At 72.4% G+C, this 14,262-nt stretch carries 13 protein-coding genes and 1 riboswitch; of the genes, 8 read left to right on the top strand and 5 right to left on the bottom strand.

Annotated elements, in window-relative coordinates; genetic code table 11:
* Positions 1-34: 34 nt before the first annotated feature.
* The 3 genes from ACH4OA_RS10835 to otsB are packed head-to-tail and all read left to right on the top strand — an operon-like array spanning position 35 to position 2,452.
* Entirely contained in the window at positions 35-1,285 is a 1,251-nt protein-coding gene (locus ACH4OA_RS10835; RefSeq protein WP_397968647.1) for an extracellular solute-binding protein, read from the top strand.
* 45 nt (positions 1,286-1,330) lie between these two features.
* Positions 1,331-1,582, top strand: a complete 252-nt coding sequence (locus tag ACH4OA_RS10830; protein WP_397968646.1) for a DUF3263 domain-containing protein — start codon at positions 1,331-1,333, stop codon at positions 1,580-1,582.
* A gap of 9 nt (positions 1,583-1,591) precedes the next feature.
* Positions 1,592-2,452, top strand: a complete 861-nt coding sequence (gene otsB / locus ACH4OA_RS10825) for a trehalose-phosphatase (RefSeq protein WP_397968644.1) — start codon at positions 1,592-1,594, stop codon at positions 2,450-2,452.
* A 473-nt stretch (positions 2,453-2,925) separates the two neighbouring features.
* On the opposite strand, the gene ACH4OA_RS10820 is transcribed toward otsB, so the two are convergent.
* Together ACH4OA_RS10820 and ACH4OA_RS10815 are read right to left on the bottom strand one after the other, a co-directional pair.
* Positions 2,926-4,329 carry a trehalose-6-phosphate synthase gene (locus tag ACH4OA_RS10820; RefSeq protein WP_397968754.1) on the bottom strand — a complete coding sequence of 468 codons (1,404 nt, stop codon included), beginning with the start codon at positions 4,327-4,329 and terminating at the stop codon, positions 2,926-2,928.
* Between the two features lie 110 nt (positions 4,330-4,439).
* Complete coding sequence (locus ACH4OA_RS10815) at positions 4,440-5,384, bottom strand: glucosyl-3-phosphoglycerate synthase (protein ID WP_365872451.1); 945 nt, start codon at positions 5,382-5,384, stop codon at positions 4,440-4,442.
* A gap of 157 nt (positions 5,385-5,541) precedes the next feature.
* A riboswitch (SAM riboswitch) is annotated at positions 5,542-5,684 on the top strand.
* A gap of 18 nt (positions 5,685-5,702) precedes the next feature.
* Here ACH4OA_RS10815 and thrC point away from each other — a divergent pair.
* The 4 genes from thrC to groL all read left to right on the top strand — a co-directional run bounded on the left by thrC (position 5,703) and on the right by groL (position 9,816).
* Positions 5,703-6,986, top strand: a complete 1,284-nt coding sequence (gene thrC, locus ACH4OA_RS10810) for a threonine synthase (RefSeq protein WP_365872453.1) — start codon at positions 5,703-5,705, stop codon at positions 6,984-6,986.
* A complete protein-coding gene (locus tag ACH4OA_RS10805; protein WP_397968643.1) occupies positions 6,983-7,258 on the top strand; it encodes a MoaD/ThiS family protein in 276 nt (91 codons plus the stop codon). Before thrC ends, ACH4OA_RS10805 begins: the two co-directional genes overlap by 4 nt.
* Positions 7,259-7,690: 432 nt before the next feature.
* Entirely contained in the window at positions 7,691-7,894 is a 204-nt protein-coding gene (locus ACH4OA_RS10800) for a cold-shock protein (RefSeq protein WP_004986573.1), read from the top strand.
* A 299-nt stretch (positions 7,895-8,193) separates the two neighbouring features.
* Positions 8,194-9,816 carry a chaperonin GroEL gene (gene groL / locus ACH4OA_RS10795; protein WP_365872458.1) on the top strand — a complete coding sequence of 541 codons (1,623 nt, stop codon included), beginning with the start codon at positions 8,194-8,196 and terminating at the stop codon, positions 9,814-9,816.
* A 282-nt stretch (positions 9,817-10,098) separates the two neighbouring features.
* On the opposite strand, the gene ACH4OA_RS10790 is transcribed toward groL, so the two are convergent.
* Entirely contained in the window at positions 10,099-10,953 is an 855-nt protein-coding gene (locus ACH4OA_RS10790) for a glycosyltransferase (RefSeq protein ID WP_397968641.1), read from the bottom strand.
* Positions 10,954-11,034: 81 nt separating this feature from the next.
* Entirely contained in the window at positions 11,035-12,165 is a 1,131-nt protein-coding gene (locus ACH4OA_RS10785; RefSeq protein ID WP_397968639.1) for a nucleotide sugar dehydrogenase, read from the bottom strand.
* Positions 12,166-12,539: 374 nt separating this feature from the next.
* Between ACH4OA_RS10785 and ACH4OA_RS10780 the strand changes: the two genes are divergently transcribed.
* A complete protein-coding gene (locus ACH4OA_RS10780) occupies positions 12,540-13,667 on the top strand; it encodes an NADH:flavin oxidoreductase (protein ID WP_397968637.1) in 1,128 nt (375 codons plus the stop codon).
* Between the two features lie 16 nt (positions 13,668-13,683).
* On the opposite strand, the gene ACH4OA_RS10775 is transcribed toward ACH4OA_RS10780, so the two are convergent.
* Positions 13,684-14,256, bottom strand: coding sequence for a hypothetical protein (locus ACH4OA_RS10775; RefSeq protein ID WP_365879201.1), 573 nt, complete (start codon positions 14,254-14,256; stop codon positions 13,684-13,686).
* Positions 14,257-14,262: the final 6 nt, after the last annotated feature.

Genomic DNA, 14,262 nt, shown 5'->3' with positions numbered 1-14,262 from the left:
GAGGGTGCGTCGGCGTACAGCAGGAACGATCGCGGTGGTGTCCGCACTGGGCATGACGGCGGCCCTCGGCGGCTGCGGGAGCACGGGCTCCTCCGGGGTGACCCTCAGACTGGTCGCCGCCGACTACGGCGACTCCGCCGCCAACAGCTCCAAGAAGTACTGGGACGCCCTGGCCAAGGACTACCAGGCCAAGCACCCCGACGTACGGGTCGAGGTCAGCGTCTACTCCTGGAACGACGTCGACCGCAAGGTCAAGGAGATGGTCGACGCCGGCCACGCGCCCGACCTCGCCCAGATCGGCGCCTACGCCGACTACGCCGCCGCCGGCAAGCTGTACCCGGCCTCGGAGCTGCTCTCCATCCGCACCCAGGCCGACTTCCTCTCCCAGCTCTCCGACGCCGGCGAGTGGAAGCACACCCAGTACGGCATCCCGTTCGCCGCCTCCACGCGCGTGCTCTTCTACAACAAGACCCTCTTCGACAAGGCCGGTATCACCCCGCCCACCACCTGGGACCAGCTCGCCGCCGACGCCCAGGCGCTCAAGGACAAGGGCGTGAAGTACCCCTACGCCCTGCCGCTCGGCCCCGAGGAGGCCCAGGCCGAGACCATGCAGTGGCTGCTCGCCGGCGGCAACGGCGGCAGCGGCTACACCGACGACATAGGCACCTACACGATCGACTCCGCGGCGAACGTCTCGACGTTCGCCTGGCTCAAGGACGAGCTGGTCGGCAAGGGCCTGACCGGCCCGGTCGCGCCCGGCAAGCTGAACCGCGCGGACGCCTTCGCCGCGTTCGCCGACGGCCAGGTCGGCATGGTCAACGGGCATCCCACGCTGATCCAGCAGGCCGCCCGCAAGGGCGTGAAGTTCGGCATGGTGCCGATGCCCGGCCGGGACGGCAGGGCCAGGGCCTCCATGGGCGTCGCCGACTGGATGATGGCGTTCAGGAACGGGCACGCCGACCAGACGGGCGACTTCCTCGACTTCGTCTACAGCGAGAAGAACGTCCTCGACTTCTCCCGCACCTACGGCCTGCTGCCGGTCACCAGCTCCGCCTCCAACGCCATGAGCGCGTCGGACGCGGCCGGGGACAAGGCCCTGCGTCCCTTCCTGGACCAGTTGCCCACCTCCGGGCTGTACCCCGTCGGCAAGACCTCCTGGGCGGCGGTCAGCGCGGCCGTGAAGAAGAACATCGGCCAGGCCGTCGCCCCCGGCGGCAACCCCTCCGCCGTCCTGAGCCGGCTGCAGTCCACGGCCACGGCGGCCGACAGCAGCAGCCAGGGCTGACCCCGGCCGGCTCCGGCTGTCGGTGCCCGGCGCTACCGTGGCCGCATGGAACTCGGCAGCCGTGAGAAGGCCGTCCTCGCGCTGGAGCGCCGGGGTTTTCCCGGCGCCGGCGCGAAGGAACGGGCGATCCGTGAGGAACTGGGCCTCGTCCCGGTCCGCTACTACCAGCTCCTCAACGCTCTCCTGGACGACGAGCGGGCCCTCGCCCACGACCCCGTGACGGTCAACCGCCTGCGCCGTCTGCGCGAGGCCCGCCGCGCCGAACGCCGAGGAGTGGACCCGGGCCCTCGTGGATAGGGTCGCTGTATGGGCACCCACACGACGGAACCCCCGCACCCGCTGCCGGTCCCGCGGACCCGGCCCGGCCGCGACGGGCTCGCCGCGCTGCTGGCGCGGCCCCGCTCCGCGCTGATCGGCCTGGACTTCGACGGCACGCTGGCCCCCATCGTCGCCGACCCCGAGCAGGCCCGCGCCCACCCCGAGGCCGTACCCGTGCTGGCCGCGCTCGCCCCGGAGGTCGCCTCCGTCGCCGTGATCACCGGCCGCCCGCCCGAGGTGGCGGTCCGCTACGGCGGGTTCGCCGACGTCCCCGGCCTGGAGCACCTCACCGTCCTCGGCCACTACGGCGCCGAGCGCTGGGACGCGGCCACCGGCACCGTCACCGCCCCGCCCCCGCACCCCGGCGTCGCCGCCGCCCGCGCCGAACTGCCCGGCCTGCTGGAGCGCGCCGGCGCGGACCAGGGCATCCGGATCGAGGAGAAGGGCCGCGCCCTCGCGGTGCACACCCGCCGCGCCGCCGACCCGCAGGCCGCGTTCGAGTCCCTGCGCGGCCCGCTCACCGCTCTCGCCGCCCGGCACGGCCTGATCGTCGAACCCGGCCGGCTGGTCCTGGAGCTGCGCCCGCCGGGCATGGACAAGGGCGTGGCCCTGCTCGGCCACGTCCGCGCCACCGGCGCCGGCTGCGTCGTCTACGCCGGCGACGACCTCGGCGACCTGCCCGCCTTCGCCGCGGTCGAGGAACTCCGCAAGAACGGCACGCCCGGCCTGCTGGTCTGCAGCGGCAGCACGGAGGTCACCGAGCTGGCGGACCGAGCCGACCTGGTGGTCGACGGCCCCGAAGGAGTGGTGGCACTCCTCCGCGACCTCACCCGCCACCTCGACGCCTGACACCCACCTGCCCGCACCGAAGATGTCGTCCGGGCTGCCCGGCCAGCGTGCCTGACGGCTTGGCCGGGCTGCCCGGCCGACCGGCCGTTCCCTCCGGCCCGGCCGACCGTCTGGCCCGGCTGCCCGACCGGCCCGAGGTCCGGCGAGCCGCCGACCGTACGCCGACGGCTTGGCCCGGCCCTCTGGCCGGCCCGGCTGACGGCCTCACCCGGCCGAAGGCCGCGTGCCGGCTGGCTGACGCCGGCTCGGTCGTCCGGTCGGACCGTGGACCGGCCGCCGGTCCGCCGACCGCCGCCGGGCGTCCGGTCGGTTGGTCAGCGACCCGTTTCGGGCGATCGCTCGCCCATCGGCCGCAAGTCCGCCGCCGGCAAGCCGACCGTCTGGTCGGCGCGCCGGTCGCCTCATCCGGCCGGCCGGTCGCGGGTGGTTGGTCCGGTGGTCGCCGGTCCAGTCGTCGTCGGTCCGCGCGTCGCTCAGTTCGGGTCGTTGGTCAGTTCTGCGAGTTGGTCCAGGAACCAGCGGGCGGGCGGGAGGGCGGTCGCGGCGGTGGCCAGGCGCTTGCTGCGGGCCGAGCGCTCCTCCGGCGGCAGGCTCAGTGCCGTGTGCAGGGCCTGCGCCGTGCCCGTGATGTCGTACGGGTTCACCGTGAACGCGTCCTCGCCCAGTTCCTCGTGCGCGCCGGCCTCCCGGGACAGCACCAGCGCGCAGCCGTGGTCCGAGACGACCGGGACCTCCTTGGCGACCAGGTTCATGCCGTCCCGGATGGGGTTCACCAGCGCCACGTCGGCCAGCCGGTACGCGGCCAGGGAGCGCGCGAAGTCGTCCTTCACGTGCAGCACCACCGGGGTCCAGCCGGGCGTGCCGTACCGCTCGTTGATCTCGTCCGCGAGCCGCTGCACCTCGGCGGTGTAGTCGCGGTACACGGCGAGGTCCTGCCGGGACGGGTAGGCGAACGCCACGTGGACGACCTTCTCCCGCCACTCGGGGTGGTCGTCGAGGAGCTGGCGGTACGCCAGCAGCCCGCGCACGATGTTCTTGGACAGCTCGGTGCGGTCCACCCGGACGACCGTCTTGCGGCCGGGGCCGATCTCCTCGCGCAGCGCCGCCATCCGCTCGGCCACGTCCTCGCGGTGCGCCCGCTCGCGCAGGAAGTCCGCGTCCGCGCCCAGCCCGTGCACCCCGATCCGGGTGCCGGACAGGCTGTCGGGCCCGAGCGCCGCGTGACAGCAGGCCGTGAAGGCGTCCGCCCACCGCCGGGTGAGGAACGCCGCCCGGTCCGCACCCAGGATGCCGTCGAGCAGCTCGGCCGCGATGTCGTCGGGCAGCAGCCGGAAGTAGTCCGGCGGGGCCCAGGGCGTGTGCGAGAAGTGGCCGATGCGCAGGTCCGGCCGGAGCCGGCGGAGCATGCGCGGGGCCAGGGCCAGGTGGTAGTCCTGGATCAGCACCGCCGCGCCCTCGCCCGCCTCCTCGGCCAGCGCCTCGGCGAAGGCCCGGTTGTACTCCCGGTACGCCGCCCACTGCCGCCGGAACTCCGCGTCGAACGCCGGTTCCAGGGGGGTCTGGTACAGCATGTGGTGGACGAACCAGAGGACCGAGTTGGCGATGCCGTTGTACGCGTCGGCGTGCACGGACGCGTCGATGTCGAGCATCCGCACCCGCTGCCCGCCGGTGTCCCCGGCCGGCAGCAGCCCGCCGTCCGCGCGCCGGACGGCGGCCCGGTCGCCGTCGCCGAGCGCGGCGCACACCCACACCGAGCCGGCGTCCGAGCCGATGGCGGACAGCCCCGAGACCAGTCCGCCGCCGCCCCTTCTGGCGTGCAGTGAGCCGTCCTCGTGTACCTGGTAGGACACCGGGCCGCGATTCGACGCGACCAGCACCCGGGCTTTCTCGGCAGGATCGTGCGTGGGAGCCATACGCCTCAACCTAGCCCGGCCCGTAAACCCTCAAACGTGCGATCCACCTGCGGAGCCGACCGTATACGGCCCGTTCACGCCACCTTCCGTTCGGCGTACTCGGCGATCTCCGCCATGGGCGGCCGCTCCTCGGTGTCCACCGAGTACGTGCGCGGCTCGAAACCGTCCTCGCCCCGCTCGAACTGGGTCAGTGCGGGCCGGATGAGATGGCCGCGGGCCAGCCGTAGCTGTGCGGTGCGGTAGATCGCGGCGGCCATCCGGCCGAGGGCCTGGCCGTCCTGGTGGCGGTGCTTGCGCACGCCCACGTCGACCTGGGCCAGCGCGTCCAGGCCGGCCAGGTGCAGCGCGTCCACCAGCATGCCCAGCTCCACGCCGTAGCCGACCGGGAACGGCAACTGCTCCAGCAGGGAGCGGCGGGCCGCGTACTCGCCGCCCAGCGGCTGCACGAACCCGGCAAGCTGCGGCCAGTGCATGTTCAGCAGCGGCCGGGCCATCAGCTCGGTGACCCGGCCGCCCTGCCCCGCGGCACCGGCGAGCGGACGGTCGTACATCGCCTTGACCAGGTCCACGTCCGGGTCGGTGAGCAGCGGTCCGACGATCCCCGAGACGAAGTCGGAGGAGAAGTCCCGCAGGTCGGCGTCGATGAAGCACAGGATGTCCCCGCGGGTCACCAGCAGCGAGCGCCACAGCACCTCGCCCTTGCCGGGGACGGCGGGGAGGCGGGGCAGGATCTCGTCGCGGTGGACCACCCGGGCGCCCGCGCGCGCGGCGACCTCGAAGGTGCGGTCGGTGGAGCCGGAGTCGACGACCACGATCTCGTCGACGAGCGGCACCCGCTCCACGAGGTCGTGCCGGATGACGGTGACGATGTCGCCCACCGTCGCCTCCTCGTTGAGGGCGGGCAGGACGACGCTGATCGTCCGGCCCGTGCGCTGCTTGGCGGCCAGCACCTGGTGCAGCGGGCGGTCGGCCACGGACCAGGAGCGGGTGCTCAGCCAGCGCTCGACTTCTTCCAGCACGGTCGGCGGCTCCTCACTGTCACGACCACACGTCTCCGTGTGATGCATCTCGCGGTTCGGACGACTATCTCAACTGTCCTGGCCGTCGGTTACAGTCTTGAACAACGCCGGTGACCATCGCATGTCGGGGTCGGCGGGCGTTCACACAACCGCATACAGCTCATCCAGAGGGGCAGAGGGACACGGCCCGATGAAGCCCCGGCAACCCTCCAGCCGGTACTCGTCTTCCACGCGAGGCTCCCGGCTAGGGAAGGTGCCAAATCCGTCTCGCGACGAGATGCGTCGTGAGGAAGATGAGGAGAAAGGGCCTCGCCTCACATGGCTGTGCAGACAGTTGCCACCACCAGCGAATCCGCCGTCGACCTCGGCCCCGCCGCCGCCCTGAGCTGTCGCGAGTGCGGCCACCGGGTGCCGCTCGGACCGGTCTTCGCCTGCCAGGAGTGCTTCGGCCCGCTGGAGATCGCCTACGACTTCTCCGCCTACGACACCGAGGAACTGCGGCGCCGCATCGAGGCCGGCCCCGCCAGCATCTGGCGGTACGCGCCGCTGCTGCCGGTCCCGGCGGACGTGGCCGGCAAGCCCAACCTCAACCCGGGCTGGACCCGGCTGGTCAAGGCCGACAACCTGGCCCGCGAACTGGGCGTGACCGGCGGCCTGTACATCAAGGACGACTCCGGCAACCCGACCCACTCCTTCAAGGACCGGGTCGTCGCCCAGGCCCTGGAGGCCGCCCGCGCCTTCGGCTTCACCACGCTCTCCTGCTCCTCCACCGGCAACCTGGCCGGCGCCGTCGGCGCCGCCGCCGCCCGGGCCGGTCTGCGCTCCTGTGTGTTCATCCCGCACGACCTGGAGCAGGCCAAGATCGTCATGGCCGCGGTCTACGGCGGTGACCTCGTCGGCATCGAGGGCAACTACGACGACGTCAACCGCTTCTGTTCCGAGCTGATCGGCGACCCGGCCGGCGAGGGCTGGGGCTTCGTCAACGTCAACCTGCGGCCGTACTACGCGGAGGGCTCCAAGACCCTGGCGTACGAGATCTGCGAGCAGCTCGGCTGGCGGCTGCCCGACCAGCTCGTGATCCCGATCGCCTCCGGCTCCCAGCTGACGAAGGTCGACAAGGGGCTCCAGGAGCTGATCAGGCTGGGCCTGGTCGAGGACCGGCCGTACAAGATCTTCGGCGCCCAGGCCGCGGGCTGCTCGCCGGTGTCCACCGCCTTCAAGGCCGGCCACGACGTGGTCCGCCCGCAGAAGCCGGACACCATCGCCAAGTCCCTGGCGATCGGCAACCCGGCCGACGGGCCGTACGTCCTGGACATCGCGCGCCGCACCGGCGGTGCCGTGGAGGACGTGACGGACGAGCAGGTCGTGGACGCGATCAGGCTGCTCGCCCGCACCGAGGGGATCTTCGCGGAGACGGCGGGCGGGGTCACCGTCGGCGTCGCCCGCAAGCTGCTCGAGGACGGCCTGCTGGACCCGGCGAAGACCACGGTCGTCCTGAACACCGGCGACGGCCTGAAGACCCTGGACGCGGTGGCCGGCACCGGTCTGACCGCCACCATCCGCCCGACCCTGGACTCCTTCCGAGAGGCTGGCCTCGCATGAGCGTGACCGTTCGCATCCCCACCATCCTGCGCACCTACACCGGCGGCCGGGCCGAGGTCGCCGCCGAGGGCGGGACGCTCGGCGAGGTCATCGCCGACCTGGAGAAGAACCACACCGGGATCGCCGCCCGGGTCCTGGACGACCAGGGCAAGCTGCGCCGGTTCGTCAACGTGTACGTCGACGACGACGACGTGCGGTTCGAGCAGGGCCTGGACACGGCGACCCCCGACGGCGCCGGCGTCTCGATCATCCCGGCGGTCGCCGGCGGCTGATCGTCGCCCCCGGTCACCGCGGTAACCGAGCGTTCATCGGATTGCCCCCTCCGTAAGAGAAACGGAGGGGGCAATTCTGTGTGATTGAGCGCGGTAGAGTTGGGGAACACGGTCGCGGCCGTCGCGCCGCGGGCCCTGGATTCATGCCGCCTGCCCGACAAGAAGTAGCCAAAGTGTGCAGGTTCTTTGCGGCTTTTGTGGCTTTCATGGGGCCCGACTTGCCCTGAAGTCAGGTGAATTCTCGCCACATTCCGGACCCCTCGCGTCCAGATTTCTCGTCCGATTGACCTGTTGCAGACGGCAGTTGGACAGATACATTCAGCCGCGGTCGACGCGTTCCGGCGCACGCCCCCAGACCGGTTGGGGGGTGAGGTCTGACCCGGGTCCGCGAAGTGTGGATCTGTGCAAGGGCCAGTAATAGGGGAGTTAGGCATGGCTCAGGGCACCGTCAAGTGGTTCAACGCGGAGAAGGGGTACGGCTTCATCGCGGTCGACGGTGGTGCGGACGTATTCGTCCACTACAGCGCGATCCAGATGGACGGCTACCGCACCCTGGAAGAGGGTCAGCGGGTCGAGTTCGAGATCTCGCAGGGCCAGAAGGGTCCGCAGGCCGATATGGTTCGCGTCACCGCCTGAACATTTCTCGCGTGAAGGGCCCGCACCTCGCAGAGGGTGCGGGCCCTTCGCCATGCCCGGGCCCGGCGTGTTCGCCGGGGGCTGACGGCGCCCCCGTACCGGCCCAGGCGCTTGCACTCGGGCATGCCGAGTGCTAATCATTGCGTTAGCACTCTGAAGGTGAGAGTGACAGCGAAGGACCGGGTCGGTGAGGCCCGCGGGTCAGGTGGGGCAAGGAACCACACGGCCGGCGAGCCGTCCGTCGCGGGCGCGGGCGCGGTCCGAAGGAATCACCCCCAGTCCTGGAGGGACCACTTCACATGGCCAAGATCATCGCGTTCGACGAGGAGGCGCGGCGCGGCCTCGAGCGCGGCATGAACCAGCTCGCGGACGCCGTGAAGGTGACGCTCGGCCCCAAGGGCCGCAACGTCGTCCTCGAGAAGAAGTGGGGCGCGCCCACGATCACCAACGATGGTGTCTCCATCGCCAAGGAGATCGAGCTCGAGGACCCGTACGAGAAGATCGGCGCCGAGCTGGTCAAGGAAGTCGCCAAGAAGACGGACGACGTCGCCGGCGACGGTACGACCACGGCGACCGTGCTCGCCCAGGCCCTGGTCAAGGAGGGCCTGCGCAACGTAGCCGCCGGCGCCAACCCGATGGCCCTGAAGCGCGGTATCGAGAAGGCCGTCGAGGCCGTCTCCGCCGCCCTGCTGGAGCAGGCGAAGGACGTCGAGACCAAGGAGCAGATCGCCTCCACGGCCTCCATCTCCGCCGCCGACACCCAGATCGGCGAGCTGATCGCCGAGGCCATGGACAAGGTCGGCAAGGAAGGCGTCATCACCGTCGAGGAGAGCAACACCTTCGGCCTGGAGCTCGAGCTCACCGAGGGCATGCGCTTCGACAAGGGTTACATCTCCGCCTACTTCGCCACCGACATGGAGCGCATGGAGGCGGTGCTCGAGGACCCGTACATCCTCATCGCCAACTCCAAGATCTCCTCGGTCAAGGACCTGCTCCCGCTGCTGGAGAAGGTCATGCAGTCGGGCAAGCCGCTGCTGATCATCGCCGAGGACGTCGAGGGCGAGGCCCTGTCGACCCTGGTCGTCAACAAGATCCGCGGCACCTTCAAGTCCGTCGCCGTCAAGGCCCCGGGCTTCGGCGACCGCCGCAAGGCCATGCTCGGCGACATCGCCATCCTCACGGGCGGCGAGGTCATCTCCGAGGAGGTCGGCCTCAAGCTGGAGAACGCGACCCTGGACCTCCTGGGCCGCGCCCGCAAGGTCGTCATCACCAAGGACGAGACCACCATCGTCGACGGTGCCGGCTCCTCCGAGCAGGTCAACGGCCGGGTCAACCAGATCCGCGCCGAGATCGAGAACAGCGACTCCGACTACGACCGCGAGAAGCTGCAGGAGCGCCTGGCGAAGCTGGCCGGCGGTGTCGCGGTCATCAAGGCCGGTGCCGCCACCGAGGTGGAGCTCAAGGAGCGCAAGCACCGCATCGAGGACGCCGTCCGCAACGCGAAGGCCGCCGTCGAGGAGGGCATCGTCGCCGGTGGTGGCGTGGCCCTGCTGCAGGCCTCCCAGGTCTTCGAGAAGCTGGAGCTGGAGGGTGACGAGGCGACCGGTGCCAACGCCGTGCGCGTCGCCCTGGAGGCCCCGCTGAAGCAGATCGCCGTCAACGCCGGCCTCGAGGGCGGTGTCGTGGTGGAGAAGGTGCGCAACCTGACCCCGGGCCACGGCCTGAACGCCGCGACCGGCGAGTACGTCGACCTGGTCGCCGAGGGCATCATCGACCCGGCGAAGGTGACCCGTTCCGCGCTGCAGAACGCCGCCTCCATCGCCGCGCTGTTCCTCACCACCGAGGCCGTCATCGCCGACAAGCCGGAGAAGGCCGCCGCGCCGGCCGGCGGCGGCATGCCGGGCGGTGACATGGACTTCTGATCGGCCTGAGCGCTGATCGTCGTCTGTACGAACCGAGGGCGGCACCTCCTGTTCCGACAGGAGGTGCCGCCCTCGGCCGTTGTGCCCGCTGCGCCCGCGCCGCTCAGGGAGCGATGCGCAGGGAGGTGAACCGCGGCCAGGCCGTGTCCCTCGCCTCGTCGCGCACGGCCAGCGCCGGACCGCCGCCGGTGCGCGCGGGATCGGGGTCTGCCATGGCCCGGGCCACCAGCGGGGCGCCGCCGTCCACGGTGATCCGGACCCCGCCGGGCGAGACCTCCAGGCTCAGCCGGTGCCTGGCCGCCGGGACCAGCTTGCGGACCGTGACGCGCGGAGCCCCGCCGCTCGGCCACCCGCAGCCCGGTCTCCGAGACCGTGACGGTGACGGGCACCAGGCTGCCGTACCCGGTCCGCACCGACGCGCTCGTCCCGGTCCCGCTCAGCCGGCCCACGGTGGCGGTCACCCGGTAGGTGTCCCAGCCCGCCGTGGCCAGGGGCAGGTGGACGGCCGGCACATACGTGCCCTTCGGAGTCGGTGAACACCAGGACGTCGCCGTCGGCCAGGGCGCAGGCGCGTACCAGGGCGGCCTTCTTGCCGATGTTGCGGTCCAGCCGGACGACGGTGACGCCGAGTTCGTCCGCGAGGCCGTCGAGGATCTCGCCGGTGCCGTCCCGGGAGCCGTCGTCGACCACGATGATCTGGAGGCCGGGGTAGTCCGAGGCGGCCATCGAGCGGACGCACGCCTCGACGTTGCCGGCCTCGTCCTTGACGGCGAGCAGGAAGCTGACCTTCGACCGCTCGGGCAGCGCCGGAAACGTCTCGTGGCCGCGCGCCCGGCGGCGCAGGGTGCGCACCGCGGGGTCGTCGTACTGGGTGTAGGCGAGGTGGAGCAGGCCCGCGGTGCCGGTCAGCACCGCCAGCCCGTAGCAGGTGAGCAGGCTCGGCGCGTACGGCAGCCGGACCGAGCGCCGGGCGATCAGCAGCAGCAGCGCGACCAGCCCGAGCAGCCGGACGAGTCCGGCGCGCCCGCGCGGGTCCATCCTGTGCAGGGCACCGCCCAGGCGGGCGCGCAGCCGGTGGCGCGGGGCGGAGCCGGCCGGGGCGGGCACCGTCGCCAGGGTGCCGGGTGCGGCGCTCACCGGACCGGGACGGGGCCGGCGGGACGGATGCGGTGCCGGGTGTCCAGTACCCGCGGCACCGCGTCCAGCCAGCCGAGGTCGTCACCGGGGTGCGCGGTGTGCACGATCACCAGGTCCCAGTGGAGCCGGTGCGGGTCGGCCACGGACGTGAGCCGGCGGCCGCCCACGGTGAGGCGGGGCACGTGGCAGTCGCTGTAGTGCGCGTCGGCACCCCGCTCGGCGAGCAGCCCGAGCAGCCGCAGCGCCGGGCTCCCGTACGTCGGACACCCCCGGCTTGTAGGCCGCGCCGAGGACCAGGACGCGGGCGCCGTCGAGCCGGGCGCCGTCGGCGCGCAGCCGGGCGGCGGCCTGGGCGGCGATCCGCGCGGGCCGCTCGCGCAGGGCGCTCATGGCGGCGCCGAGCACCGGCGCGGCCGGTCCGCCGGGCGGCAGCCGGTCGAGCAGGTAGTAGGGATCGCAGGGGATGCAGTGACCGCCGGCCCCGGGTCCCGGGTAGAAGGACATGAAGCCGTACGGCTTGGTGGCGGCGGCCTCGATGACCTCGACCGGTGCCGGCCCGAGGTGCGCGCAGGCCTCCGCCAGCTCGTTGGCGAGGGCGATGTTCACCGCGCGGAAGATGTTCTCCCAGAGTTTGGCCATCTCGGCCGTCTCCGGGTCGGGCACCTGGTGGATGTGCGAGGCGGTGACCCGCAGCAGGAAGGCGGCGGCCCGCGCGCTGAGCGGTCCGGTGCCGCCGACGATCCGCGGGGTGGTCTCCGGGGTGTGGTGTGCGTTGCCCGGGTCGATGCGCTCAGGGGCGAAGGCGACGAGGACGTCCTGTTCGGCGGTCAGACCGCGGGCGGCGAGCGGGGCGAGCAGCAACTCGCGGGTGGTGCCGGCGTGGCTGGTGGAGGTCAGCACGATCAGCTGGCCCGGGACGGCCCGTTCGACCACGGTGGCACAGGCGGCACGCAGCGCGCGCAGGTCGGGCCGGTGGTCCTCGGTGACCGGTGCCGGCACGCAGACGATGACGGCGCCGGCGCCGGGCAGGGCGCCGGCGTCGGTGGTGAGCAGGAAGGCACCGGTGTTCTGGGTGCAGGCCAGGGCGGCGTGCTGGGCCGGGAGCAGGTCCACGTCGCCGGCGCGGATGTCCGCCAGCCGGCGCTCGCTGGTGTCGACGCCGAGGACGGTGGCACCGGCGTCCAGCAGGCCGAGGGCGGTGGGCAGGCCCACATAGCCGAGACCGACGACGGCGACGGTGAGTCCGGCCAGGGAGGCGGCGCTGGTTCCGTCGTCCGCGTCGAGCCGGCCGGTCCAGCGGGCGAGGCCGGGACCGGCGCCTGCCTCCCGGGCCCCTCCGTTGCCAGCGATGTGTTGCGTAATGGTCGCTTTGTTTTATTTAGAGTTCATGGCTCCGTCTTCCGGGCGGTGCGGCGGCGGGCCGCGGGTGATTCACCCGGTTGCCGGTCTCTGTGCCTATGGCGGGTGTCACACCGCCCCGCGGGCCGGCGCGGGAATGCCGGACCGGGCTGTCGGCATTGCTTAAGGAGGTGTAACAATGCGCACGCACATACCAGTCGGTAACCCGTTATCCGCGAGGAGCCCCCATGACCGTCACCACGCCTCCCGCCTCCCGCGCGGCCCGCGTGCTGTCCCGCCCGATCACGCTCAACGGACTCAGCGTGCCCAACCGGATCGTGATGGCGCCGATGACCCGGATGTTCTCCCCGGGCGGCGTCCCCGGTGAGGACGTGCGCTCCTACTACGCGCGCCGCGCCGCCGCCGGCGTCGGCCTCATCGTCACCGAGGGCACCTACGTCGGCCACGAGTCGGCCGGCACGAGCAGCCGCGTCCCGCGCTTCCACGGCGAGGAGCAGCTCGCGGGCTGGGCGAAGGTCGCCGAGGACGTGCACGCGGCGGGCGGCACGATCGTCCCGCAGCTCTGGCACATCGGCATGGTCCGCGAGCAGGGCCGGCCGCCCTTCCCGGACGCCCCCGCCGTCGGCCCCTCCGGCCTGGTCACCGCGGGCGCCGAGCCCACCGGCAAGGCGATGACCCAGGCGGACGTGGACGACGTCGTCGCCGCCTTCGCCCGGGCCGCGGCCGACGCCGAGCGCATCGGCTTCGACGGCGTGGAGATCCACGGAGCCCACGGCTATCTGCTGGACCAGTTCCTGTGGGAGGGCACCAACCGCCGTACCGACGCCTACGGCGGCGACCCGGTGGCCCGCGCCCGGTTCTCCGCGGAGATCGTCGCCGCGGTCCGCGCGGCCGTGTCCCCGCGGTTCCCGGTCATCTTCCGCTTCTCGCAGTGGAAGCAGCAGGACTACACCGCCCGCCTCGCCGAGACCCCGGGCGAGCTGGAGGCCATCCTCGCCCCGCTCACGGCGGCCGGCGTCGACGTCTTCCACGCCTCCACCCGCCGCTACTGGCTGCCCGAGTTCGAGGGCTCGGACCTCAACCTGGCCGGCTGGACGAAGAAGCTCACCGGCAAGCCGGTCATCACCGTCGGCTCGGTCGGCCTCGACGGCGACTTCGTCAACGCCTTCCAGGGCGAGGACTCCCCGGTCCAGGGCATCGACAACCTGCTGGACCGGCTGGAGGCCGACGAGTTCGACCTGGTGGCCGTCGGCCGCGCGCTGCTCCAGGACCCCGAGTGGGCGGCGAAGGTCCTCGACGACCGGTTCGACGAGCTGAAGCCGTACGACGCCTCGGCGGTCAACACCCTGAGCTGACCGCTCCGGCCGCCCGTCAGAGGTTGCCCATCGGCTCGATGTCGACCCGCACGGGTGTGCCCCACACCCGCAGCACCTCGTAGTCGGTGAACTCGTGGACGAGCCGGTACGCCATGGCGGGCCGGGAGCCGTGCCGCTGGGCCGCGAGATAGGCCTCCGCCTCGCGCCGGTCCCGGCGCGGCGTCCCGCACAGCTGCCACTCCTGCCCGTTCCACAGCTCCGGCAGCCACCGCTGCTGCGGCTGCGGGCGGTCGCCGCGCACGCCGTACCGGGAGGGCGCGGTGGGGACCGGTTCCCCCGGGCGGGGCCGCGTGCCCTGGAACTCCGAGCGGCGCGCGGCCCGGCGCCGGGTCTCGCACAGCAGGCACAGATCGGGGGCGCTCTCGTCCACGGGCCCCTGCGGGTGCTCGCGGCACCGGGTGGCGGGCGCGCCCGCGCCGACGCTCTCCTCCAGCAGGTCGAGGGCGCGCCGCAGATCGTCCTTGATCTCGTGCAGCCGGGCGTCCGGGGTGTCGGCGGTCAGGGCCTCTCCGTGCTCCCCGAGCAGCCGGAGAGCCCGTCCGAGGGCGGTGAGCTGGGCGTGGTTCATATGGGT

Origin of the sequence: Streptomyces sp. NPDC017095, from assembly GCF_044332325.1 — a bacterium.
GTDB lineage: Bacteria > Actinomycetota > Actinomycetes > Streptomycetales > Streptomycetaceae > Streptomyces.
Note: the sequence above shows the minus strand (reverse complement) of the source record. Positions and strands in the feature narration are given on the sequence as shown.

Coding starts and splice junctions, on each gene's coding strand:
- ACH4OA_RS10830 (WP_397968646.1), top strand. CDS start 1,331: ATGGAACTCGGCAGCCGTGAGAAGGCCGTCCTCGCGCTGGAGCGCCGG.
- otsB (WP_397968644.1), top strand. CDS start 1,592: ATGGGCACCCACACGACGGAACCCCCGCACCCGCTGCCGGTCCCGCGG.
- thrC (WP_365872453.1), top strand. CDS start 5,703: ATGGCTGTGCAGACAGTTGCCACCACCAGCGAATCCGCCGTCGACCTC.
- ACH4OA_RS10805 (WP_397968643.1), top strand. CDS start 6,983: ATGAGCGTGACCGTTCGCATCCCCACCATCCTGCGCACCTACACCGGC.
- ACH4OA_RS10800 (WP_004986573.1), top strand. CDS start 7,691: ATGGCTCAGGGCACCGTCAAGTGGTTCAACGCGGAGAAGGGGTACGGC.
- groL (WP_365872458.1), top strand. CDS start 8,194: ATGGCCAAGATCATCGCGTTCGACGAGGAGGCGCGGCGCGGCCTCGAG.
- ACH4OA_RS10780 (WP_397968637.1), top strand. CDS start 12,540: ATGACCGTCACCACGCCTCCCGCCTCCCGCGCGGCCCGCGTGCTGTCC.
- ACH4OA_RS10775 (WP_365879201.1), bottom strand. CDS start 14,256: ATGAACCACGCCCAGCTCACCGCCCTCGGACGGGCTCTCCGGCTGCTC.